This is a genomic window from Stenotrophomonas sp. 109824_Sma, from assembly GCF_056480025.1.
Genome location: NZ_CM151078.1, coordinates 2781893 through 2803439, shown reverse-complemented (window position 1 = coordinate 2803439; position 21547 = coordinate 2781893). Strand labels below are relative to the sequence as shown.

General features: G+C 67.7%; 18 protein-coding genes. 8 read left to right on the top strand and 10 right to left on the bottom strand.

The window, feature by feature from the left end:
* Positions 1-41: 41 nt before the first annotated feature.
* Positions 42-884 (top strand): OmpA family protein, encoded by an 843-nt coding sequence (locus tag ACZK1G_RS13330; RefSeq protein ID WP_101765648.1) that lies wholly within the window; start codon positions 42-44, stop codon positions 882-884.
* 121 nt (positions 885-1005) lie between these two features.
* Positions 1006-1296, top strand: a complete 291-nt coding sequence (locus tag ACZK1G_RS13325) for a DUF6959 family protein (RefSeq protein ID WP_014037513.1) — start codon at positions 1006-1008, stop codon at positions 1294-1296.
* A gap of 81 nt (positions 1297-1377) precedes the next feature.
* Here the strand turns inward: ACZK1G_RS13325 and ACZK1G_RS13320 are convergent, their stop codons facing one another.
* Positions 1378-2205, bottom strand: coding sequence for a class I SAM-dependent methyltransferase (locus tag ACZK1G_RS13320; RefSeq protein WP_101765647.1), 828 nt, complete (start codon positions 2203-2205; stop codon positions 1378-1380).
* A gap of 63 nt (positions 2206-2268) precedes the next feature.
* Here ACZK1G_RS13320 and ACZK1G_RS13315 point away from each other — a divergent pair, with 63 nt between their 5' ends.
* A complete protein-coding gene (locus ACZK1G_RS13315; protein ID WP_101765646.1) occupies positions 2269-2676 on the top strand; it encodes a MerR family transcriptional regulator in 408 nt (135 codons plus the stop codon).
* A 56-nt stretch (positions 2677-2732) separates the two neighbouring features.
* Here the strand turns inward: ACZK1G_RS13315 and ACZK1G_RS13310 are convergent, their stop codons facing one another.
* The 3 genes from ACZK1G_RS13310 to ACZK1G_RS13300 all read right to left on the bottom strand — a co-directional run bounded on the left by ACZK1G_RS13310 (position 2733) and on the right by ACZK1G_RS13300 (position 7466).
* Positions 2733-3449, bottom strand: coding sequence for an MgtC/SapB family protein (locus tag ACZK1G_RS13310; protein ID WP_005409984.1), 717 nt, complete (start codon positions 3447-3449; stop codon positions 2733-2735).
* 100 nt (positions 3450-3549) lie between these two features.
* On the bottom strand, positions 3550-5322 hold the full coding sequence (locus tag ACZK1G_RS13305; RefSeq protein WP_233490780.1) for a chloride channel protein: 1773 nt from the start codon (positions 5320-5322) through the stop codon (positions 3550-3552).
* Positions 5323-5384: 62 nt separating this feature from the next.
* Entirely contained in the window at positions 5385-7466 is a 2082-nt protein-coding gene (locus ACZK1G_RS13300; RefSeq protein ID WP_101765644.1) for a TonB-dependent receptor family protein, read from the bottom strand.
* A 131-nt stretch (positions 7467-7597) separates the two neighbouring features.
* On the opposite strand from ACZK1G_RS13300, the gene ACZK1G_RS13295 reads away from it, so the two are divergent.
* Positions 7598-8518 (top strand): M14 family metallopeptidase, encoded by a 921-nt coding sequence (locus ACZK1G_RS13295; RefSeq protein WP_101765643.1) that lies wholly within the window; start codon positions 7598-7600, stop codon positions 8516-8518.
* Between the two features lie 87 nt (positions 8519-8605).
* Here ACZK1G_RS13295 and ACZK1G_RS13290 read toward each other — a convergent pair whose 3' ends face one another.
* Complete coding sequence (locus tag ACZK1G_RS13290; protein WP_101765642.1) at positions 8606-9457, bottom strand: LysR family transcriptional regulator; 852 nt, start codon at positions 9455-9457, stop codon at positions 8606-8608.
* A 160-nt stretch (positions 9458-9617) separates the two neighbouring features.
* Here ACZK1G_RS13290 and ACZK1G_RS13285 point away from each other — a divergent pair, with 160 nt between their 5' ends.
* Together ACZK1G_RS13285 and ACZK1G_RS13280 are read left to right on the top strand one after the other, a co-directional pair.
* Positions 9618-9971, top strand: a complete 354-nt coding sequence (locus ACZK1G_RS13285; RefSeq protein ID WP_101765641.1) for an SMR family transporter — start codon at positions 9618-9620, stop codon at positions 9969-9971.
* A complete protein-coding gene (locus ACZK1G_RS13280; protein ID WP_101765640.1) occupies positions 9971-10294 on the top strand; it encodes a DMT family transporter in 324 nt (107 codons plus the stop codon). The genes ACZK1G_RS13285 and ACZK1G_RS13280 overlap by 1 nt, the downstream gene beginning before the upstream one ends.
* 103 nt (positions 10295-10397) lie before the next feature.
* Here the strand turns inward: ACZK1G_RS13280 and ACZK1G_RS13275 are convergent, their stop codons facing one another.
* The 3 genes from ACZK1G_RS13275 to ACZK1G_RS13265 all read right to left on the bottom strand — a co-directional run bounded on the left by ACZK1G_RS13275 (position 10398) and on the right by ACZK1G_RS13265 (position 14875).
* Complete coding sequence (locus ACZK1G_RS13275) at positions 10398-13346, bottom strand: TonB-dependent receptor (protein WP_101765639.1); 2949 nt, start codon at positions 13344-13346, stop codon at positions 10398-10400.
* 69 nt (positions 13347-13415) lie between these two features.
* Complete coding sequence (locus tag ACZK1G_RS13270; RefSeq protein ID WP_101765638.1) at positions 13416-14360, bottom strand: FecR family protein; 945 nt, start codon at positions 14358-14360, stop codon at positions 13416-13418.
* A complete protein-coding gene (locus tag ACZK1G_RS13265) occupies positions 14357-14875 on the bottom strand; it encodes a sigma-70 family RNA polymerase sigma factor (RefSeq protein WP_101765637.1) in 519 nt (172 codons plus the stop codon). The genes ACZK1G_RS13270 and ACZK1G_RS13265 overlap by 4 nt, the downstream gene beginning before the upstream one ends.
* Positions 14876-15025: 150 nt before the next feature.
* Here ACZK1G_RS13265 and ACZK1G_RS13260 point away from each other — a divergent pair, with 150 nt between their 5' ends.
* Entirely contained in the window at positions 15026-15406 is a 381-nt protein-coding gene (locus tag ACZK1G_RS13260; protein ID WP_101765636.1) for a VOC family protein, read from the top strand.
* Between the two features lie 195 nt (positions 15407-15601).
* A complete protein-coding gene (gene betT / locus ACZK1G_RS13255; protein WP_014037501.1) occupies positions 15602-17581 on the top strand; it encodes a choline BCCT transporter BetT in 1980 nt (659 codons plus the stop codon).
* A 98-nt stretch (positions 17582-17679) separates the two neighbouring features.
* Here the strand turns inward: betT and ACZK1G_RS13250 are convergent, their stop codons facing one another.
* Together ACZK1G_RS13250 and ACZK1G_RS13245 are read right to left on the bottom strand one after the other, a co-directional pair.
* Positions 17680-20307 (bottom strand): TonB-dependent receptor, encoded by a 2628-nt coding sequence (locus ACZK1G_RS13250; protein ID WP_101765635.1) that lies wholly within the window; start codon positions 20305-20307, stop codon positions 17680-17682.
* A 209-nt stretch (positions 20308-20516) separates the two neighbouring features.
* Positions 20517-21494: a zinc-binding dehydrogenase gene (locus ACZK1G_RS13245; protein ID WP_101765634.1), complete on the bottom strand. Its 978-nt coding sequence runs from the start codon at positions 21492-21494 to the stop codon at positions 20517-20519.
* Positions 21495-21547: the final 53 nt, after the last annotated feature.

Here is a 21547-nt window from a genome sequence, read left to right as displayed (position 1 = left end):
GCGCGGCCCGGCATCGCGGAAACGTCTACAGGGGGAATGACATGAAACAGCATCGCATCGCCCGCGCCGGCCAATGCGCCGCCACGCTGGGCCTGATCCTGGGGATGGGCCTGCTGGCCGCCTGCCGCAGCCATGCGCCGGCCGCCGACGCTCCTGCCGAAGCCACCGCCGTGCACTTCCCGGAGGCCTCGAAGGCCTCGCTGAAGGAGGGCATCTATCCCGACGTCGCCGACCTGCGCCGCTTCGCGCCGGGCATGACCAAGCGGCAGCTGTACACGCTGCTGGGCACGCCGCATTTCAATGAAGGCATGTGGGGCGTGCGTGAGTGGAATTACCTGTTCAATTTCCGCACCGCGCAAGGTGCGGAGTACTTCACCTGCCAGTTCCAGATCCGCTTTGACAGCAAGGGCATTGCCCAGGCGGGCTACTGGAAGCCGGAATCGTGCGCGGCCGTGCTGGAGCCGCCGCGGCCACCGGCCCCGCCGGCACCGGTACCGGCACCGCTGCCGGAACAGCCGCTGCGGCTGTCGGCCGATGCGTTGTTCGGATTCGACAGCGCGGTGCTCAGCGCCGAAGGCCAGCATGCGGTGCAGGGCATCCTGGCGCAGGTACGCGAAGCCGCGCAGGTGCAGTCGATCAGGGTAACCGGCTACACCGACCGTATCGGCAGCGCCAGTTACAACCAGACGTTGTCGCAGCGTCGCGCCGAGGCCGTGCGCAGCGCGCTGGTGCAGGGTGGCGTGCCTGCAGCCAGCATCAGTGCCGAAGGACGCGGCGCGGCCGAGCCGATCGTGCAGTGCGGGCAGCGCAACCGGCGCGAGCTGATTGCCTGCCTGGCGCCGAACCGGCGCGTGCAGATCGCCGGGATGGCACAGCCACGTTGACCTTCCTGCGCCGGGGCGATGCCCCGGCATCCCGAGTCCCCCCTGACCGCCGGCAGGCGTGGCAACGTCTCCCCCGTCGTCCACGCCTGCCTGCGGCTCAGGTTTTCAAACGGTGCACGCGATGAATGCCCAATTCCTGCCCCTCTCCATGAAGACGGAAGCCACTCTCAGCGTGTACGGCCAGCTCGGCAACCATGCCGTGGTGCGCATTCCCGGGCGACGCCTGCCGGGCCTGATCCTGCAGGCCGATACCGTGGCCGGGTTCCTGGCCCAGCTGCAGGAAGCCCAGGCCTGCCTGCGCAGCGGCCGCGCACAGCGCACCGACGCCGAGCTGGACATGCTGATCGACGTGCTGCAGCAGTGGTACGCACTGATCGAATCGCGCCTGGCCGACGCCGGCGAGGCGCTGTAGAAGAAAAAGGGGACGGAGGGGATTAAGTCGTTTCCGGCACACCCGGGGCGAGAACGACTTAATCCCCTCCGTCCCCTTTTCCTAGGCGCGGGCGCGGACCAACCAACAGGCGGCATCCACGCGTACACGGTCGCCTTCGATGAACGGTGCAAATGCAGCCAATGCCTTTTCGCGAAGCGTCGCGGCGCGATCTTCCGGCATTGCGCGCAGGGCCAGCCCCAACGGGCCCAGCTGGCCGACATAGGTCGGCAGGTCTTCGCGGGCGATCGAGCAGGGCAGGTCTACCGCAACCAGCTCCACATCCTTCCAACCGGCGGCCTGCAGCAGCCGCTGTACCTGCCCGCCATCGGCAAAGGCGAATTGTCCCGGCGCGCCGGGCACCCGGGGCGGCAGATCCAGTGCATCGCCAATGGCGCGCTCGGCCGTGGTCATGAATGGGTTTTCGTCGGCACTGCGCCAGGCGATGAAGCGCAGCCCCGCGCCCGGTGTCGAGGCACGATGCAGGTTGGCGAAGGCAGCCTGGCTGTCCTCGAAGAACATCACGCCCAGCCGCGACTGGATCCAGTCGAAGTGCGCGGACGGCAGCGGATGCCGCTGCGCGTCTGCCACGATGAAGTCCGCGTCCAGTCCCACCGCCTCGGCGCGCTGGCGGGCCAGCGCCAGCATCGGCGCGGAGATGTCGAGACCGGTAGTGTGGGCGGCCGGGCGTGCCGTGGCTGATGCCAGCAGGCTGGCGCCGGTGCCGCAGCCGATGTCGAGCAGTTGCGTGACGGTCTCCGGAAGTTCGGCGACCAGCAGGTCGGCCATCGGCTGGAACAGTCCATCGAGGATGGCCTGCTGGGCGACCCAGATCTGGCCGCCAGGGCCATTCCAGAGCGTATTCTGATCAACGGGGGATGTACTGGCCATGGCCTTGTCCTGCCGGGAAGTTGCCCATAGGTTGGTGCTTGAAGGCGACTTGAGGTCAAGCCCGTGCGTGAACTGGATATCGGCGAGGTGGTGAAGCGCAGTGGCGTGCCGGCCTCGACCCTGCGCTACTACGAGCAGCTGGGGTTGTTGCAGGCCCTGGGTCGTCGCGGCCTGCGCCGGCAGTACGACGAGCAGGTGCTGGAGCGGCTGGCGCTGATCGGCCTCGGCCAGGCGGCCGGGCTGTCGCTGCAGCAGATCGGGGCATCGCTGCCGCCGCAGCGCGGCTGCCTCACGCTGGATCGTGAGGCCCTGCTGGCGCAGGCTGATGTGCTGCAGCAACAGATCAGCCAGCTGCAGCGGATACGCCGTCACCTGCAACGCGCCGCGGCCTGCCCGGAAGCGCAGGATGCACGCCAGTGCGGTTCGTTCCGCAGGTTGTTGAGGGTCCAGCAGCGCATCGCGGGAGGGTGAGAGAAGAGCATCCACGCATGGCGTGGATCTACTGCACCACGCTATGCGTGGGTGAATCAATCGCGGGTGCTGACTTCCCAGGTGGCATGCAGCACGCCCGGCACGTGTTCCATCCGTGCCAGCACCACGTCCAGCTCGTCGGCACTGACCGCCGTACTGACCAGCACCGCGATCACATCGGTGGGCGCGTCGGCATGCTCGACCACCTGCACATCACCCACCGGGTACTGCGCAGCCTCCAGCGCATCGACCAGGCGCTCGCGCACCCGCGGCACGGCTTCGGCATCCACGCTCAGGCGCACCTCGTAGGTGGCTTCGGTCGCCGCCTCGTTGATCGGGATACGGTTGATCGCATTCACCAGCGGCCGCAGCAGGGTGTTGCCGGCGATGATCAAGACCGTCAGCAGCACGCCTTCGGCCAGCATGTCCGCACCGGTGCAGCTGCCGACCGCCGCCGAGCACCACAGGGTGGCGGCAGTATTCAGGCCGCGCACGTTCATGCCTTCCTTCATGATCACGCCGGCGCCGAGGAAGCCGACCCCGGAGACCACGTAGGAGATCACCCGCACCGCCTCGGCGCTGCCGGCGATACGCATGCCCAGGTCGACGAAGGCGGCTGCACCCACCGCCACCAGCACGTTGGTGCGCAGGCCGGCGGTGCGTTGCCGGTACTGGCGCTCGGCGCCGATCAGCGTGCCGAGCACGAAGGCGGCCAGCAGGCTGACCACGGTGTCGGCGAAGGGGCCGGCCTGGAAGGTTTCAATGAAGCGCATGGCGGGAGTCTACCCGGTCGAAGTGACAGTAGATCCACGCCATGCGTGGATTTCCAGCGTGCCAGAAACGACTTAATCCCCTCCGTCCCCTTTTCGCGGGTCAGTCGGTGTCCTCGACGCGCTCGCCCATCAGCTCGCGTTGGCGCTTGTCCAGTTCCTCGGCGTAGCGCTTGCGCACGAAGGCTTCGGAGACCACGCCCAGCACCTGGCCGTCGGCGCTGACCACGGCCAGTTCGTCGGCCTGGGTCTGGTCGAAGCGTTGCATCACGCTGACCACGTCTGCGGCCGGTGACAGTGACACGTCACGGTTCTCGGCCAGTTCGCCGATCGCGGTCTCTGGCTTCACGCCATCGCCATAGACGCGCGGGATCTGCACGATGCCGGTGTAGTGGCCTTCGCCATCGATCAGCACCACCCGGCTGCCCGAGCCCAGCGGGAAGCGCTGGCGGAACGCGGCAGCGTCGAGGTCGGCCGGTGCGGTCGCCACGCCCTTGCGCATCAGCCGGCCGGCGTTGAGGTTCTGCACCCAGCCGACGTCGCGTGCGCTCTTGATGGTCTCGCCACGCAGGTGCATGCGCCAGGTCGAGAACGAGTAGCCGAACCACTGCCGCACCAGCGTACTGGACACCAGCACCGCACTCATCACCACACTGGTCAGCAGGAAGTCGTGGGTGCCTTCCAGCACCAGCATGGCCATGGTCATCGGCGCGCCGACCACCGCCGCGGCCAGCGCCGCCATCCCGGCCAGCGCGGCTGAGGTGGCGTCGATCACCGGCACCCCGGTGGCCATGGCCAGCAGGCCGGCGAACAGGGCGCCGACCAGGGTTCCCATGAACAGCGAGGCGAAGAACAGGCCGCCGCGGAAGCCGAACCCGAGCGAGATGCCCGAGGCCAGGCACTTCAGGGTCAACAGGCCGCCGATCCAGATCAGCGGCAGGTGCGTGGTCAGGTCCAGGTGCAGCGCGCCATGGCCGGACGACAGCACCTGCGGGCTGGCCAGTGCCAGCGGAATCAGCAGCAGGCCGCCCACCACCGGCCGGCCCCACAACGGCAACGGGCTGCGCTTGACCGTGCCTTCGATCGAGGCGATCAGCCGCATCACCGCGATGCCGACCATCGCGCAGCAGCAGCCCAGCAGCCCGTAGATGGCGTAGTCGGCGGCGCGGACATCAATCGTCGAGGCAGCCGGCAGCAGGTAGGCCTCGATGCCGGCCTGGTCGGCCACGAACGCGCCAGCCAGCGCGGCTACTGCCACCGGGGCCAGCGCGGCCGGGGTGTAGGCGCCGATGACGATCTCGAAGGCGTAGAACGCACCAGCCAGCGGTGCACCGAAGGCGGCGGCGATGGCACCGGCGGCACCGGCGCCGACCAGGATGCGCACATCGTTGCGGCGCAGGCGCATCACCCGGCCCAGCTGCGAACCGCTGCCCGCGCCCATCTGCGTATAGGAAGCCTCCAGCCCGACCGAGGCGCCGCAGCCGTTGGACAGCAGGGTCTGGGTCAGCACGATCAGGTTGTCGCGCATCGACATGCGGCCGCCATGCAGGGCATTGGCTTCCACCGCATCGAGCAGGGGCCGCTTGAGCCGGGTCGCGGCCAGGCTGACCAGCCCGACCAGCAGGCCACCGAGCGGCAGCACCAGCAGCGCGGTCCAGGTCAGCGAGGGCAGGGAGCTCAGGCGCATGCCGTCGTCCAGCCCGTACAGGGTGCCCTGCAGCCAGCGTGCGATGCCGGACTGCAGCAGGGTCAGGTAGCCGGCGATCAGGCCGACCAGCAGGGCAAGCGCGATGAACCACAAGTCGCTGCCGCGCAGGCGCAGGCGCAGGCCCTGGAAGGCCAGATGCAGGCGCGATGGCGAAACAGGCAATGACATGGTGGCGGCATGATACGCCGCCACCGTGATCGCCGCCGTCACTGCATCGGGCGGTTACTGCGTCAGAAGCGGTAGCGGCCCTGCACGTAGAAGGTGCGCGGCGCGGCCACCACGCGGCCGGCATTGCCATCGACGTTGCGGGTGTACCAGCGCTTGTCCGCCAGGTTGTTGACGCCCAGCGCGATCTCGCTGTCGGCCAGCCCCGGCACCTGCCAGGCCACCTGCGCATTCCACAGGCGTACGCCCGGCACGCGGCCCACGCGTGCGTCGGCGGTCTCATCCCAGGTGTTGGCCGCATCGGAAAACTGGCCGCTCTGGTGGGTGCTGGAGACATTGAAGGTCCAGCCGGCCAGCGCGTAGCGGGCGCCGACGCTGTCGGTGTCGCGCGAGTAGAACGGCACGTCCAGGCCACGGTTGTCGCCGGACTGCTGGATCGCCTTGGTCCAGGTGTAGTTGGCGTACAGCTCCAACCCGGCCAGTGCGCTGTCTTCGCTGAAGTGGTACTCCAGCGCGCTTTCCACGCCCTTGTGGTCGGTGGCGCCGATGTTCTGGAAGGTCGGTGGGGTGATCCCCGGTACCTGCAGGATCTGGTTGTCGAAGCGCATCTTGAACACGGTCACTTCCGCGCGCAGTGCGCCGTCCTGCCAGCGCGCACCGAGCTCAGTGGTCCTGGCGATTTCCGGGTTCAGCGGGTTGCTGGCGGTCTGCGAATTCAGCTGGATGTTCTGCACCGGCCCGAACGAGGTGGTGTAGTTGCCGAACACGGTCAGCTGCGGGGTCAGCAGGTAGGCGATGTTGAGCGAGGGCAGCGCCTTGTCGTTGCGGCTGCTGAAGGTCGCCGCGCCACCCGCCTGGCGGCGGTCCATGTCGATCCATTCCATGCGCACGCCCGGGGTGATCCGCCACTGGCCGATCGCGATGCGGTCGTCGATGTAGAAGGCGTGCGCGTCGGTGGCGTTGTCGAAGCGGGTGGTGGCGCTGGCCGCGCCGGTGCGGCGGGTGACGGTGTAGCTGCGGTCGTTGCCGCGCTCGCGCAGGAAGCGGTAGCCGGCGGTGATGTCATGCACCGTACTGCCCCACTGCAGGCGCTGGGTGTAGCGCGGCTCGATGCCGAGCACGCGGTAATCGCGCGGCTGCACGGTCAGCTGGGTACCGGCCGTGTTGATCAGCGAGCTGGCACGGCTGCTCTCGTTGTAATAGGCCAGCACCTCGAACTCGCTGTTGTCCGACAGCGTGTTGGTGTAGCCCAGGTCGATGCCGGTGCGGTGGCCCTTCCAGAAATCGGTCGGGCGGGTGTTCTGGAACGGGTCGGCCTCGTACTGCGCGCGGGTCAGGCCGCCCGGGGTCAGCGAGCGCACATCGTAATAGGACAGCTTGGCACGCAGTTCCTGCTGTTCGTCGATGGCGTACGCGAACTTCGAGGCGAGATCGTTGAAGCGGTCATCGCTGCCCTGGCGCCAGCCGCGGCCGTCCTGGCCGGAGTACAGCAGGGCGGCGCCCAGCCCGTTGTCGCCGGTGCCGCCGAGGAAGGCGTTGTACTGGGTGCTGTCACCGCCGCCGTGATCGTAGGCGGTGTAGCGCACACCGGCCCCACCGTGCAGGCCGGTGCCGGTCGGAATGGCGCGAGTGCTGAAGTTGATGATGCCGCCCACGTTCTGCGGCCCGTAGCGCACCGCGCCGCCGCCGCGCACCACGTCGATCGATTCGATGTTGGACAGGCTGGTCGGCGCGAACGACAGCTGCGGCTGTCCATACGGCGCCACCGCCAGCGGTACGCCGTCCAGCAGCACGGTCGAGCGCGGCGAGTAGCGCCCGGTCAGGCCGCGCACGCCGATGTTCAGCGACACCGAGCTGCCGGCGGTACCGGAGTTGTCGGTGACCTGCACGCCGGGAATGCGGCGCATGGCATCGCCGATGCTGGCCGCCCCGCTGGCCTCGATGCGCTGACGGTCCACCACGGTGCGCGCGCCAGCGAAGTTCTTCACGCTGTCGTGGAGGCCGGTGCCCAGCCAGCTGCCGGAGACCTGGATGCTGTCCAGCGTGGTGGCGCCGTTCTGGGCGAAGGCGCTGGCGGCCGGAAGCAGGCACAGGGCGAGGGCGGCGGCCAGGGGCAGGCGGGCCGGTCGGAGGGCGTTGATGGGCATCGGTGCAGGTTGTGGAAGGTCGTAAATGAGAATTATTGCTGATTCCATTCGCCAATGGAATGCGTCTGCGGTTTCTGCCGGCGGGCCGGTGGTAAAGTGCGTGATTGCTTCCTGACTCGCTGAGATCCGCCATGTCCCAAGCCGCTTTCTACCCCGTCGGAACCCCTGGCCAGCCGTGGGGAACGGCGGAACGGGAGGCGTGGCGTGGCCGCCAGCAGCGCCTGCGTCGCTACGACGAGGAGGTGCTGCCGCGTATCGAAGCGCTGGCCCCGCGCTTCGACAAGGTGGCCTATGGCCAGCTCGATTACGCCGGCGAGACCTACACCCTGTTCGCCCTGCGCAGCCGCGACTGGAACCCGGCGCTGCCGGCTGCGCTGGTCACCGGTGGCGTGCACGGCTACGAGACCAGCGGCGTGATGGGCGCGCTGGAGTTCCTCGAAAAGCACGCCGCCGACTATGCCGGCAAGGCCAACCTGCTGGTGGCGCCGTGCGTGAATCCGTGGGGCTTCGAGCGCATCAACCGCTGGAACTTCGATGCGATCGACCCGAACCGCAATTTCCGCGCCGATGGCCCGGCCCGCGAGTCGACCGCCCTGATCGAGCTGATCGCACCGATCAAGGACCAGTTCGTGCTGCACATCGACCTGCACGAAACCACCGACAGCGACGAAAGCGAGTTCCGCCCGGCGCTGGCGGCGCGTGATGGCAAGCCGTTCGAGCCGGGCCTGATTCCCGATGGCTTCTATCTGGTGGACGACAGCGAGAACCCGCAGGCGGCCTTCCAGCAGGCAGTGATCGCCGCGGTGGAGAAGGTCACCCACATCGCCCCGGCCGACGATAAGGGCGAGATCATCGGTTCGCCGGTGGTGGCCCATGGCGTGATCGAGTACCCACTGGTGAAGCTGGGCCTGTGCGCCGGCATTACCGGCGCGAAGTACACCACCACCACCGAGGTCTACCCGGACAGCCCGCGCGCGACCCCGCAGCAGTGCAACGAGGCACAGGTGGCGGCGGTGTGCTCGGCGCTGGATTACGCGCTCGCCCATCGCTGACAGATAAAAAGGGGACGGAGGGGATTAAGTCGTTTGTGACCCAGTACTGCCGGGTCACAAACGACTTAATCCCCTCCGTCCCCTTTTTCAGCCCAGCGCGTCGGCCCACCACAGTGCGGCTGGGCCTGGCGGCGTGTCGCGGCGCCACAGCAGGTCGCTGTGGATGCGCCGTGGCCAGCCGGGCAGCACCAGTTCCAGCAGCCGCCCGCGGTCATAGCGCTGTACCAGCGCCCGCGGCAGTTCGGCCCAGCCGATGCCGTCCTCGGCCATCTCCATCACCATCAGGTAGTCGGTCGCCGTCCAGGCCAGGCCGGTGACCACGCGCGATTGATCGACTTCCGCGCTCAGGCGCACCTGCCGGTGCCGCGCCAGCTGTGCGGCGGCGCGACGGCCGGCGCTGGCCAGCGGATGCTCGCGCGCTACATACACCGACAGTTCGCTATGGTGGGCCAGCGGCCGTGCCACCAGCCCATCCGGATACTGCTCCTGCCGTGGCAGCAGGCCCAGCGCGGCGCGACCGTTGCTCACCAGTTCCAGCACGTCCTCGCCCTCGGCATCCAGCCATTCCAGTTCGATCTCCGGGAACGCCTCGGCGAAGCGCTGCAGGATCCGCTGCTCCGGGTCCAGCTGGTAGACATCGGAGAACGCCACGGTCAGGCGCGGCTCGACCGGCGCGGCCAGGCGCACGCTCAACTGCTGCAGGCGGCCGTCGGCGGCAAGGATCTCCTGCGCGTGGCCCAGCACCTGGCGGCCGGCCTCGGTCAGCTGCGGGTAGCGCCCGCTGCGGTCGAACAGGCTCACGCCCAGGTCAGCTTCCAGGTGGGCAATGGCGGTGCTGACCGTCGACTGGGTCTTGCGCAGGCGTCGCGCCGCCGCCGAGAACGAGCCCAGCGCGGCGGCTTCCACGAAGGCCTGCAGGGATTCAGGGGAGTAGGGCATTGATCCATCGCTCCTGTCGATGGAATCCATTTTGATACCACCGTAAAAGACGATGATACTGGCTTCCGTCGCCCCCGTCTGCGGGGCGTTCCGGACCCTCCACGCACGGCGTGGATCCATTGATGAGGCGGCGCGGTCCCCGCCCTGCAAGGAGTTTCACATGTCCCGTACTGTTTCCGCCCGTGGCGCGCTGGTCGCCTGGGCCTGCCTGACCGTGGCGATCGTCGCCGAAGTGGTCGGCACCTCGTTCATGGCCCATGCCGCCCGCGATGGCGGCTGGACCGGCTACCTGATCATGGCCGGCGCGCTGGCGCTGTCCTACTTCTTCCTGGCGCAGTCGGTGCGCCGTATCGCCGTTGGCGTGGCCTATGCAGTCTGGGAAGGCCTCGGCCTGACCCTGCTGACCGTGGTCGGCCTCACCGTCTTTGGTGAAAGCCTGTCGCTGCAGCAGCTGGCCGGCCTGGTGCTGGCGGTGGTCGGCATCGTCTGCGTCACCCTCGGGGAGGCGCACTGATGAATACCCTCGCTCTGTTTTTCGTGATCTGTTCTGCGCTGATCGACGTCGCCGCCAACATGATGGTGGCCAAGTCGGAAGGCTTCCGCCGCTGGCGCTGGGGCGTCGGCGCGATCGTCATGGTCTGGATCGCCTTCGCCCTGTTGGGCCAGGCGGTGCGCTACATGGACCTGGCCACCGCCTATGCGATGTGGGGTGCGATCGGCGTGATCGGTACCGCTACCTGCGGCCGCCTGTTGTTCGGCAACCGCCTGCGTCCGATTGGTTGGATCGGCATCGTGCTGGTCACTTTCGCAGTGCTGCTGCTGAGTACCGCGAAGTAACGCGTCGCTGTGCCAACCCAGGTTGGTATCTGCCAGAGCGTGAGCCGCCGCAGGCAAGCGCCCCGGGGATGATCTCCCCGGGGCGTTGTTGTTTCTGAAGCACTCAGAAGCGTGCGGTGAAGTTCAGCCGCGTGGTGCGACCCGGGCCCGGCATCAGGCTCATCGCCAGCGTGTCCATGTAGTAGGTGTTGCGCAGGTTGCTGACCACCAGCTCCACTTCGCTGCGCGGGGTGAACTGCCAGCGTGCGTAGAAGTCATAGATCGCGGTCGGCAGGTAGATGTTCTGCAGGCCGGTCGAACCGGTGGTGTTCCAGGGCTTGTCCAGTTCGTGGGTGGGGCCGCTGTTGTAGGTGCGGCGGATGCCGGTATCCAGCCGCTTGTCGAACAGGCGGAAGCCCAGCGTGCTGTGGATCGAGTACTTCGGCGGGTTCTGTGCGTTGACGAACGAGGTGCCGAAGCCGCCATCCACGCAATCCGGCGTGGTGTCCAGCTTGCTCCATTTCGCATACGGGTCTTCGCGCAGGCGCTTGGCGGTGGCCGCATCGCAGGTGCGCGCGCGCTGGTAGTAGCTGGCCGACAGGTCCAGGTAGGCGATGCCGGCGTCATAACCGGACTGCAGCTCGTAGCCGGACACCGTGTAGTTGTCGACGTTGTCGACGTAGAACCCCCAGTTGCTGGAATCGAAGCGGCGGGTGATCGCGTTGTGGATATCGTTCTTGAACCAGGCGACCTTGAACGCCAGGCGATCACCGTCGCGCCACAGGTCCTGCTTGAGCAGGCTGAAGCCGATGTCCCAGGAACGGTTCTTCTCCGGCTTCAGGTCAGCCACCGGCGCCGAGGTGCTGTTGCCCAGCGTCGACTCGAACAGGCTGGGCATCTTCCAGCCCTGCGCGTACTTCACGTAGAAGAACATGTCCGCGTCGAGGTTGAAGCGTGCTTCGGCATAGGGCGCGAAGCCGTGGCCGGAGCGCCGGATCGCCGGCTTGTAGCCCCAGGCGGTGGGAATCTGCTTGGTATAGAAGCCGTTGGCACCGCGCGGATCAGGAATGAAGCCGTCGAAGTCATAGGCCTGGCCCAGCGTGCTGTCGCCATAGGGCGTGGCGCGCAGCGAGTCATAGGTGTAGTTGCCCTGTGCATCGGGGTACCACTCCTTGTACCAGCCCGGTAGCAGCTGGCCGCCCTTGCTCAGGCGCGCGAAGGTGTAGCGCAGATCGCGCGATTCGCTGACGAAGGCCACGCGGTTGCGGTCGCGGGTACGGTAGTCGATGAAGCGGCCGCCGGCGGTCAGCGACAGCCAGTCCCACGGCTGCCACTGCAGCGACGCCACCACGCTGGCCTCGCGGCGCGTGCCCGAGCGCAGGTAGCGGTTGTTGTTGTAGTCCACCGGCAGCACCGGCGAGTTCGGTGCGGTGTCCTCGTGCTGGAAGGAGGCGCCATAGCGCAGCGTCCAGTCACCCAGGCCGTTGCTGAAGCGCGTGGTGTTGCTGCTGTCCACGCCCCAGCGCTGGGTCTTCACGTCCGACTGCAGGCCGGGGCCGTAGGTCTCGCCCAGCGTGTCGGGCATCTGGTCGGAGGCCATTTCCTTGAACAGCGGCGTGTTGGCGATGTTGCTGTTGAACATGCGGCTGGTGGCGGTGGTGAACCACAGGGTGCTGCTCAGATCCAGCCATGGATGTGCCTCGGGCCGGTAGCGGTGGCGCAGCGAGGTGGCATTGACCCGCATTTTCCCCGGCTCGAACTGGAACATGGTGTTGGCCTTGTCCACGTAGGTCACCCATTCGTTGGACTCGCCCACGCGACCGATCGCCGACGGCATGATCTCGCCGAAGCTCGAATTGAAGTAGCGGTGGCTCAGCTCCAGGTGCTGGTCGGGGTTGGGTGTCCAGGTGAATTTCAGCAACGCCGATTCGTTGTCGGTGTGCGTGTTGAGCACTTCATCACCCGGGTGGTACATGTCCGAGACCGCCTGGCTGGACATGCCCGTGCCGCCGCTGGACAGGTGCTGGTCGTCGTAGCGATGTGCACCGTTGCTGCCGGCGAAGTAGTTGCCCTGGCGCCGCCGCGCATAGGCCGCGACCAGCTGCCAGTCTTCGCCGCGCTGGGCGAAGGCCACGCTGCCGTTCCAGTCGCGCGGGTCACGCAGGCTGTTGCGGTTCTCGCTGCCGCGCGCCACCTGCTTGAATACGCGCGTGCGGTCGATGCTGTTGTCGGCCACGCCGCCGCGCACGCGCAGGCCCCAGGCCTGGCCGTCGTCGAGGATGTCATCGACGTTCAGCGTTTCCATGTAGACCACGCCGCCGATCGCGCTGGCGGCATTGGCGGCCAGGCTCGGTCCCTTCTCGATGCTGACCGCGCTGATCAGATCGGGGTCGAGATAGCTGCGCTGCTGCACGCCGGCATAGCCGCGGTACACGTCGATGGCCTGCTGGCCACCGTCGATGATCACCGGCACCCGGTTCTGGCCCTGCAGGCCGCGGATGTTGACGTCGAGTGCGCCGCCATTGCGCACGTCTGCGGTGTGCACGCCGACCGCACCGGCCAGCACATCGCCGATCGACTGGCCGCGGAAGCGTTCCAGCTGCTGGCGGTCCAGGTGCACGCGCGAGCCGCTGTCACGGTAGACCGCATCGGCATCGGCCAGCCCCCACGGCGAAGCGCCTTCGCTGGCCTGGCCGGCCACGCGCAGCGTGCCGATCTGGCGCACGCCGGCGTCGGTGGCCGTGGCGGCCTGCAGCACCACGCCATTGGCATCACGCTGGAAGGTCAGGCCGGTACCGGCCAGCAGCTGCGCCAATGCGGCGTCCGTGCCGAGCGTGGCGTGCACGCCGTTGCTGTGGCGGCCGCGGGTGAGGCGCGCGTCGGCGGCGATGGACAGGCCCGATTGCTGGCCGAACGCGGTCAGGGCCTGGTCGAGCGGGCCAGCTGGAATCTGCCAGCGAACGGCGGCAGCGGTGTCCTGTGCATGGACCGTGGCAGGCAGCAGGCAGGGGGTCGCCAGGGCCATGCACAAGGCGATGGCCAGGGGACGAGGGGAGGGGCAGGGCAGTTTCATGGGGGCGGCAACATCCGCAATGGGTTCCCTTGTAGTGCCCGGTGAGCGCGCAGAAAGGGAACCGCGCTTTCAAAGCGGACGCACGACGGTCCACCACGGCCAGCGCTGCTCGATGCGGATCGGCAGGGCGCGGGCCAGCAGTTGCAGAGCCTGCAGGCTGTCCAGGCGCGGCAGTACAGCGGTGACATTCAATGCGGCGAGCGCCGGATCACAGCCCAGATAGCCCTGGTGGTGGCGGGCCAGTTCGTCGATGACGCGGATCAAGGGTGTGTACTGCACCTGCAGCCGGCCGTCCTGCCAGTCGCCACGCAGTGGATCCGCATCGACCGTCGACAGTCCACCCATCGGGCCGATTCGTGCCGCCGCGCCTGTGGGTACGTCCAGTGCCGCGCCGAACAGCGGTAGGCAGCGCACCATGCCCTCGAACACATCCAGGCGGCTGCCCGGCACCTCGCGACCGACCGCGAAGCGGGTACCGATCGGCTGCAGGCGTGCGCCCGGCACATGCACGGTCAACGGCTGGCCGGCGAACGCAGGGTGGTAGCCGGTCTGCAGCAGCAGTTCGCCGCGCAGCAGATGCAGGGCGCGGCGGCCGTTTCCGATGTCGATGGTGACTTCGCTGTCCGCGTTGAGCCACAGCTGGCTGCCATCCATCAGCGTCCACTGCCCGGTATGCCCGGCAGCGGTGCGCTGTGTCTGCAGGCCGCGTTGTTCGCGCAGCCCGTGCAGGCCGAGCAGGGAGACCGCACCGATGCCGAGGGCGCCGCCGAGACTGCGAAGCGCGCGACGGCGGCGACTGCCGGCAGCATCGAGCGCCGTGGCAGCAGCCGGTGCCGACAGGGGAGCAAAGGACTGCCAGACCGACTCGACCCGGCGCCACGCGTCGGCATGACCAGCATCGGCATGCAGCCATGCGTGCCATCGCTGCTGGTCGCTGTCACTCCAGCCCTGTTGGCGCAGCGCGAACCACTCTGCCGCCTGCTCCAGCGCCGGGCTGGCCAGTGCGGCATTCATGCCGTGGCATCGCCGGACAGGCGCAGGCAATGCAGCATCGCCTGCGCCATGTACTTCTTGACCATGCGCTCGGACACGCCCAGTTGTTGGCCGATCTCCGCATAGCCCAGGCCAGACAGTCGTGCCAGCAGGAACGCACGGCGTGGGCGTTCGGCCAGGCCGGACAGCATGTCGGCGATGGCGTGCAGCAGCTGCAGTGCCTGCGTGCGTTCTTCCGCGGATGGATGCACTGGCTCCGGTTGCGCGGCCAGTGCGGCCAGGTAGGCACGCTCCAGGTCCGCACGCTGCCAGTGGTTGACCAGCAGGGCGTGCGCGATGGTGCTGAGATAGGCGCGTGGCAGGCGCAGTTCGGACGGATCGACGCGACGGCTGAGCAGGCGCAGGAAGGTGTCCTGGGTCAGGTCGGCAGCGCAGTCGGCGTTGTGCGTGCGGCGGCGCAGCCAGCCCAGCAGCCAACCATGGTGTTCGCGGTAGAACCCCGCCAGTGCAGTGCTGGAGGCGGCGGGCACGGCCATCGGCATCGGTCATTAATGAGAATGATTCCCATTATAGAGTGATCGAGCGGCGCACGACAAACCCTGCGCACGCAGCAGCAGGCCGGAGGCGTGCATTTGCGATGCCCGCCGGGCTCGCCGACACTGCGGTTTTCCACAAGGAGTGCCCGCATGTTCAGCCACATCACCGTTGGAACGAACGACATGGACGTCGCGCATCGCTTCTACGATGCCCTGTTCACCGCATTGGGCGCCCGTCCGGGTGTCTTCGATGACAAGGGCCGGCTGGTGTACTTCAAGGATGGCCGCATGTTCATCGTCACCGCACCGATCGATGGGCAGCAGGCGTGCCATGCCAACGGCGGCACCATCGGTTTCACCCTCGACAGCGCGGAGGCCGTGCGTGGCTGGCAGGATGCGGGCGTGGCCCATGGCGGCACCGCCATCGAAGACCCGGCCGGCATCCGCAACATGGCCGGCCGCCAGCTGTTCCTGGCCTACCTGCGCGACCCGGATGGCAACAAGCTGTGCGCGGTGCACGTAATGTCGTGATTGGCCAGTACGCGCGTGGCCGCGATGCACGCGGTCCGCGCGCGGCTGCGCTCGCAGGCAGGCTTCGGCGCGCGCGTGATAACACGGATTGATGGGCCGGGCCTGTGACCACGGGCCGCAACTTCATGCTCTGTCCACTGCGGTTCAGCCAGAATCGGTCGGCTAACCCTTTGATCTACCGGAGAACGCCGCCCCATGGAAGTACTGGAGCCGCAACAATCCCCGGTGCGCACCCTTCGACCTGTGTTCGCCTTCGCGGCGATCGTTGTCGTGGCGTTCGCGCTGTTCGTCAGCCTGTTCCCGCTCGGTGCGGGCCGCCTTCTGGTCAAGGCGCAGGACTGGGCCGCACTCAACGTCGGCTGGTACTACCTGCTGGCGATGACCCTGTACCTGGTGTTCGTGGTCGGCGTGGCGCTGTCCAAGTACGGTGGCATCAAGCTCGGTGCCGACCATGACGAGCCGGAGTTCAGCTATCTCTCCTGGGCCGGCATGCTGTTCGCCGCCGGCATCAGCATCACCCTGTTCTTCTTCTGCGTCTCCGAACCGCTGACCCATTACCTGCAGCCGCCGCAGGGCGACCCTGCTGCGGGCGAGGCCGGTGCGCGCCAGGCCATGCAGCTGCTGTTCCTGCACTGGGGCCTGCATGGCTGGGGCGTGTTCGCACTCGCTGCGATGGCAATGGCCTACTTCGCCTATCGCCACAACCTGCCGCTGGCGCTGCGTTCGGCGCTGTACCCGCTGATCGGCAAGCGCATCAATGGCCCGATCGGCTACACCGTGGACGCGCTGGGCATTGTCGCCACCGTGTTCGGCATCGGCGCCGACATGGGCTTCGGCGTGCTGCACCTCAACGCCGGCCTGTCGCACCTGTTCAACATCCCGCACTCCAACCTGGTGCAGATCATCCTGGTGGTCAGCATGATGGGTGCGGCGGTGGCCGTGGCCGTCTCCGGGGTGGAGAAGGGCGTGCGCTGGATGGCCAACATCAACATGCTGCTGGCGATCGCGCTGGTGCTGTTCATGCTGTGCGCCGGCCCCACCCAGTACCTGCTCAGCACGCTGATGCAGAACCTGGGCGACTACCTCGGCAGCGTGGTTGGCAAGAGTTTCGACGTGTACGCCTATGGCGGCCGACCGGAATGGCTGGGCGGCTGGACGGTGTTCTACTGGGCCTGGTGGATCGGCTGGGCGCCGTTCGTCGGCCTGTTCATCGCGCGCATCTCGCGTGGCCGCACCATCCGCGAGTTCGTGTTCGGCGTGCTGCTGATCCCGCTCGGCTTCACCCTGGCCTGGCTGTCGATCTTCGGCAACAGCGCGCTGGACCAGGTACTGCATCACGGCCAGCAGCAGCTGGCACAGCTGGCGGTGGATGACCCACCGACCGTGTTGTATGCACTGCTCGATGGCTACCCCTGGAGCCGCACGGTGATTGCGGTGACGGTGCTGGTCAGTTTCATCTTCTTCGTGACGTCGGCGGATTCGGGGGCGGTGGTGTTGTCCACGCTGTCCTCGCACGGCGGTGCGCCGGAGGATGATGGTCCGCGCTGGCTGCGCGTGTTCTGGGGCACGGTGATCGCCGTGCTGACCGCCGGGCTGCTGCTGGCCGGCAGCATCGATGCGCTGAAATCGGCGGTGGTGCTGGCGTCGCTGCCGTTCTCGGCGGTGTTGTTGCTGATGATGTGGGGCCTGACCCGCGCCTTCAGTGACGAATCGCACCGCAAGCGCGCGCTGCAGTACCGGCCCTCGCCGCTGATCGGTGACGACCGCCACCACCAGGGCTGGCGCCAGCGCCTGAGCCAGGCCATGCACTTCCCGGTGCGCGACCAGGTCTACCGCTTCATGGACGACACGGTGAAGCCGGCGATGGAAGCGGTGGCCGAGCAGCTGCGCGGGCAGGGTTGGGACGTGGCGACGCGCTTCGAGGCCGGCGACATGGAGCTGACGGTGAACCACGGCGAGCAGCAGGACTTCCTGTACCGGGTGATCCTGAGTGGCTACCTGACGCCGTCGTTCGCCGCGCAGCAGCTGCGCAACCAGCGCTACTACCGCGCTGAAGTGCACCTGTTCGAAGGCAGCCAGGACTACGACCTGGTCGGCTACAGCCGCAAGCAGATCATCAACGACATCATCAGCCAGTACGAACGGCACCTGCAGTTCCTGCACCTGAGCCGCTGATGCACGACCGCCGGGCTTGCCCCGGCGGTCGGTGGTAGTGCCGGCCGCTGGCCGGCAGCACAAATGGGGCGGCGCATCACCGCCGCCCCGGCACCGCGTCAGAACCGGTAGCGCGCCCCCAGCGAGACGAACTGCCCGCGCAGGTTGTACTGGCTGATGTCGAAGCCATTGGAGCCACCGGCCGGGTCGAACGGCGGATCCTTGTCCGTCAGGTTCAGCACCGACAGCGACAACGTGGTGTTCGCGATGCCTTCGTAGGCCACGTACAGGTCCAGCTGGTGATACGGCTTGATGCGGTCGCGCAGGCCCGGGTTGCTGGTCGCTGTCGCCACGCGCTGGTCGTAGCCGCTCACGTACTGCAGGCTCAGCGTGCTGCTCCAGTCGCCCACCGCCCAGTTCAGCGAGGTGGTGCCGCGGGTACGCGGCAGCGCGCCGTGGCGGTTGTTGCCGGCCCCTTCGTACGGTGCCTGGCCGGCCACCAGCGGCTGCTTGAAGCTGAGCAGGTGGGTCCAGCTGCCGGCCACGGTGAAGCTGCCCCAGCCCTCGGTGCGGAAGGTGTGGTTGGCGTCCAGGTCCAGGCCCGAGGTGGTCAGTTCGCCCTGGTTGGCGTACTGGTTGGTGATGAACGTGATGCGCCCCTGTGCATCACGTTGCACACGACCGGGGAACAGCGTCGGGTTGTCGACGATGAACTGCGCACTGTCCGGCTTGACCAGATTGTCCTGCTCGATGCGGTACCAGTCCAGGCCGATGCTGGTGTCGCCATCCGGCGACCACACCGCGCCCACGTTGAAGTTGCGCGAACGCTCGGCCTTCAGGTCCGGGTTGCCGGTGCGGATGTTGGTCACGCCACGGCTGCCACCGGGCTGCAGCGGATCCAGCGGATCGATCACCGAGCCGTAGCTGACGGTCTGGCCCGGCGCGATCTCCGGCAGCGAGGGGGCGCGGAAACCACGCGAGAACGAGCCGCGCAGCAGCAGGCTGTCCAGCGGCTGCCAGCGCAGGGCCACTTTCGGCGAGAACGCTTTGCCGAAATCATCGTAGTGGTCGCCGCGACCGGCCAGCTGCAGCTCCAGCGTGCGGTGCAGCGGCACGCTCAGTTCGGCGTAGGCGGCACTGACCTGGCGCTCGCCGTTCACCACGTTGATGGCCGGGCGCAGTTCGGTGCCCGACAGTACCTGCGCACTGGTACGCGCATCCAGTGATTCCTTGCGGAACTCGGCACCCCAGGCGAAGCCGACCGTGCCGGCCGGCAGTTCCCACAGCGACGTCGATGCTTTGACGTTCAATGAGTGCAGCTTGTACCAGCCCGGTCGCTTGGTCTGCAGGCGCAGGGCATCCAGCGCCCCGGGCGTGCTGGACGGGTTGAGGAAGTTGTAGCTGCCATCGCGCAGGATCTGCTCGAACGCGTAGCGGTTGACGAAGTTGTCCACGTATTCGCGCTGCGCGCTCTGCGAGGTCAGCGCCGCCACTTCCCAATCCCAGCGCTCGCCGCTGCCACGCACGCCGGCCAGGGCGCGGTAGAACACCTGGGTGTTGTCCTTCAGGCGCGGGCCGAGATCGAAGAAGGTGTACTCGAACGGCAGCGGCGTGCTGCCCGGGTTGTTCGGGTGGCCGACCGGCAGCACCGCCGGTACGTCGATCAGGGTGCCGGTGGCCGGGTTGTACGCGCGCAGGCCGGGTCCGACGGTCAGCGGCGCGCTGAAGATCTGGTCGGCCTTGTTGTGGCTGTACAGCACGTCGGCGAAGGCCTCGATGCTGTCGTTGAAGCGGTAGGTCGCACTCAACGACGCCTGCAGGCGCTCGGCGCCGGGCTGCAGGGTCTTGAACGGTTGCGCGTTGAAGGCGCAGGCCTGGCCGGGCAGGGTGCTGCCGAAATCGCTGTAGGGGCGCAGCTGGCTGCCCTCGGGGCAACTGGCGAACGGCTGCGGTGCACGCGGGTTGGACAGCCAGTTGCCGCCGGCGGTGGACCAGCCGGCCAGGCGGCCGCCCGGCTTGTCGCGGAAGTCGCCGCTGCGGGTATAGGCGCGGTCATCGCCATCGAGGCGGTCGCGCTTGAGCAGGTCCAGCCCGAACAGCACGTTCCAGCCCTGCTGTTCCAGGTCGCCGAAGCCGGCCAGCAGGTTGGCCTTGCGCTCATCGAGGCCGCCCTGGGTGGCGGTACCGAAGCCGCCGCCCACTTCCACGCCCTGGAAGTTCTTGCGCAGGATGATGTTGATGACGCCGGCGATGGCATCGGAACCGTACACCGCTGAGGCACCATCCTTCAGCACTTCGATGCGTTCGACTGCGCTGATCGGCAGCGCGTTGAGGTCGACGAAGGTGTCCTGGGTATTGAGTGCGAAGCCGAAGTTGGAGACTCGATAGCCGTTGACCAGTACCAGCGTGTTCTTCGGCGACAGGCCACGCAGGCCGATCGAGGCCGAGCCGGCGGCGAAGCTGCCGGTGTACTGCTCGTCGAAACTGTTGCCGGCATTGGCCGACAGGTTGCGCAGCACGTCGGTGAGGGTGGAGCGGCCGGTCTGTTCGATCTGTTCGCGGCTGACGATCTGCACCGGGTTCGGCCCGGCGGTATCGCTGCGCTTGATGTTGGAGCCGGTCACCAGCACGGTGCCCAGGGTGGTGCTGTCCTTGCCTGTGTCGGCGGTTTCAGCGGCGCCGGCAGCGCCGGCGGTGAGGCCCAGCGCGATGGCGCCGGCAAGCAGGTTCAGGGTGGTGCGGTACATGGAAGCGACAACGCCGAACGGGGGAGGAGCCGTCAGTACCGCACGCAGCCGCGTGCACCTTCCAATGACGAAAGCGCATTCAGTTATACATCACAGGTTCTTAACGAAATGACTGCTTCCCGCTCTCGGTGGGTGCGGACCGTTGGTCCGCACGCTCCTGGCGGGTCAGAGCCCTTTCCATTCTGGAAAGGGATCCGACCCGGGGCCCATCACGGGCGCAGCAGCACCTTGCCGTTGCGGCCCGAACCCGCGCCTGCCTTCACTGCCTGGGCGATGTCGTCCAGTGCGAAGACCTGCTCCACCGGCAGCGTCAGCTCACCACTGGCCGCACGCTTGAGCAGCTCGCCGACCAGCCGGCGCTTGTCCTCCACCGCCATCGCCTGGCTGACCTTGCTGCCCCAGAAGCCCTTCACCGTGGCTTCCTTGTAGATCAGGCCGCCGGCGGGAATGCGCATCGGTTCGCCGCTCATCACCCCGAACGACACCAGGGTGCCGTGGTGGCCGAGCAGGTCGACCAGATCGCCGCTGGCGTCGCCGCCAATGGAATCCACCGCGGCCGCCGCCTGTGCTTCGCCGGTGGCGGCGCGCACGCGATCCTTCCAGCCGTCCACCGATGTATCGAACACGTGATCGATGCCCAGCGCCTGCAACTGCGCGACCGCGTCGGCGTTGCGCACCAGGTTGGCCACGTGCACGCCGCGCGCCCGCGCCAGCATCGCCAGCGACTTGCCCACCGCGCCGTTGGCGGTGTTCTGCACGATCCACTGGCCCGCTTCGACGTCCAGGAATTCCAGCAGCATCAGCGCGCTCAGCGGCATCGCGATCAGCTGTGCGGCCATCTCGTCAGGGATCGCGTCCGGCATCGGAATCACCATGCGTGCCGGTGCAATGAACGCTTCGGCCCAGGTGCCATGCACCGAGGCGGCGGCAACGCGCTGGCCGATCTGCAGGCCGTCGACGCCTTCGCCAAGCGCATCGACCACGCCCAGCGCTTCACTGCCACCGATGGCCGGCAGCGTCGGCTTGTAGCCGTAGAGGCCGCGCACGGTCAGCAGGTCGTGATTGTGGATGGACGCCAGCACGGTGCGGATGCGCACCTCGCCGGGGCCGGGCTGGGGCAGGGCGGCGTCAGCAATCGAAAGGACGTCGGCCGGGTCGCCGAAGGAAGGGTACTGGGCAGCGCGCATGGTCGATGTTCCGGGGAAAGTGGATGTTGTATCGAACTGGGGACGCTGGGGGT

Bases quoted from the DNA above. Each gene is read 5' to 3' on its own strand.
- ACZK1G_RS13320 (WP_101765647.1), bottom strand. From the start codon at position 2,205: ATGGCCAGTACATCCCCCGTTGATCAGAATACGCTCTGGAATGGCCCT.
- ACZK1G_RS13300 (WP_101765644.1), bottom strand. From the start codon at position 7,466: ATGCCCATCAACGCCCTCCGACCGGCCCGCCTGCCCCTGGCCGCCGCC.
- ACZK1G_RS13290 (WP_101765642.1), bottom strand. From the start codon at position 9,457: ATGCCCTACTCCCCTGAATCCCTGCAGGCCTTCGTGGAAGCCGCCGCG.
- ACZK1G_RS13250 (WP_101765635.1), bottom strand. From the start codon at position 20,307: ATGTACCGCACCACCCTGAACCTGCTTGCCGGCGCCATCGCGCTGGGC.
- ACZK1G_RS13325 (WP_014037513.1), top strand. From the start codon at position 1,006: ATGAATGCCCAATTCCTGCCCCTCTCCATGAAGACGGAAGCCACTCTC.
- ACZK1G_RS13280 (WP_101765640.1), top strand. From the start codon at position 9,971: ATGAATACCCTCGCTCTGTTTTTCGTGATCTGTTCTGCGCTGATCGAC.
- ACZK1G_RS13305 (WP_233490780.1), bottom strand. From the start codon at position 5,322: ATGTCATTGCCTGTTTCGCCATCGCGCCTGCATCTGGCCTTCCAGGGC.
- betT (WP_014037501.1), top strand. From the start codon at position 15,602: ATGGAAGTACTGGAGCCGCAACAATCCCCGGTGCGCACCCTTCGACCT.
- ACZK1G_RS13265 (WP_101765637.1), bottom strand. From the start codon at position 14,875: ATGGCCGTGCCCGCCGCCTCCAGCACTGCACTGGCGGGGTTCTACCGC.
- ACZK1G_RS13285 (WP_101765641.1), top strand. From the start codon at position 9,618: ATGTCCCGTACTGTTTCCGCCCGTGGCGCGCTGGTCGCCTGGGCCTGC.
- ACZK1G_RS13330 (WP_101765648.1), top strand. From the start codon at position 42: ATGAAACAGCATCGCATCGCCCGCGCCGGCCAATGCGCCGCCACGCTG.
- ACZK1G_RS13245 (WP_101765634.1), bottom strand. From the start codon at position 21,494: ATGCGCGCTGCCCAGTACCCTTCCTTCGGCGACCCGGCCGACGTCCTT.
- ACZK1G_RS13260 (WP_101765636.1), top strand. From the start codon at position 15,026: ATGTTCAGCCACATCACCGTTGGAACGAACGACATGGACGTCGCGCAT.
- ACZK1G_RS13295 (WP_101765643.1), top strand. From the start codon at position 7,598: ATGTCCCAAGCCGCTTTCTACCCCGTCGGAACCCCTGGCCAGCCGTGG.
- ACZK1G_RS13310 (WP_005409984.1), bottom strand. From the start codon at position 3,449: ATGCGCTTCATTGAAACCTTCCAGGCCGGCCCCTTCGCCGACACCGTG.
- ACZK1G_RS13270 (WP_101765638.1), bottom strand. From the start codon at position 14,360: ATGAATGCCGCACTGGCCAGCCCGGCGCTGGAGCAGGCGGCAGAGTGG.
- ACZK1G_RS13275 (WP_101765639.1), bottom strand. From the start codon at position 13,346: ATGAAACTGCCCTGCCCCTCCCCTCGTCCCCTGGCCATCGCCTTGTGC.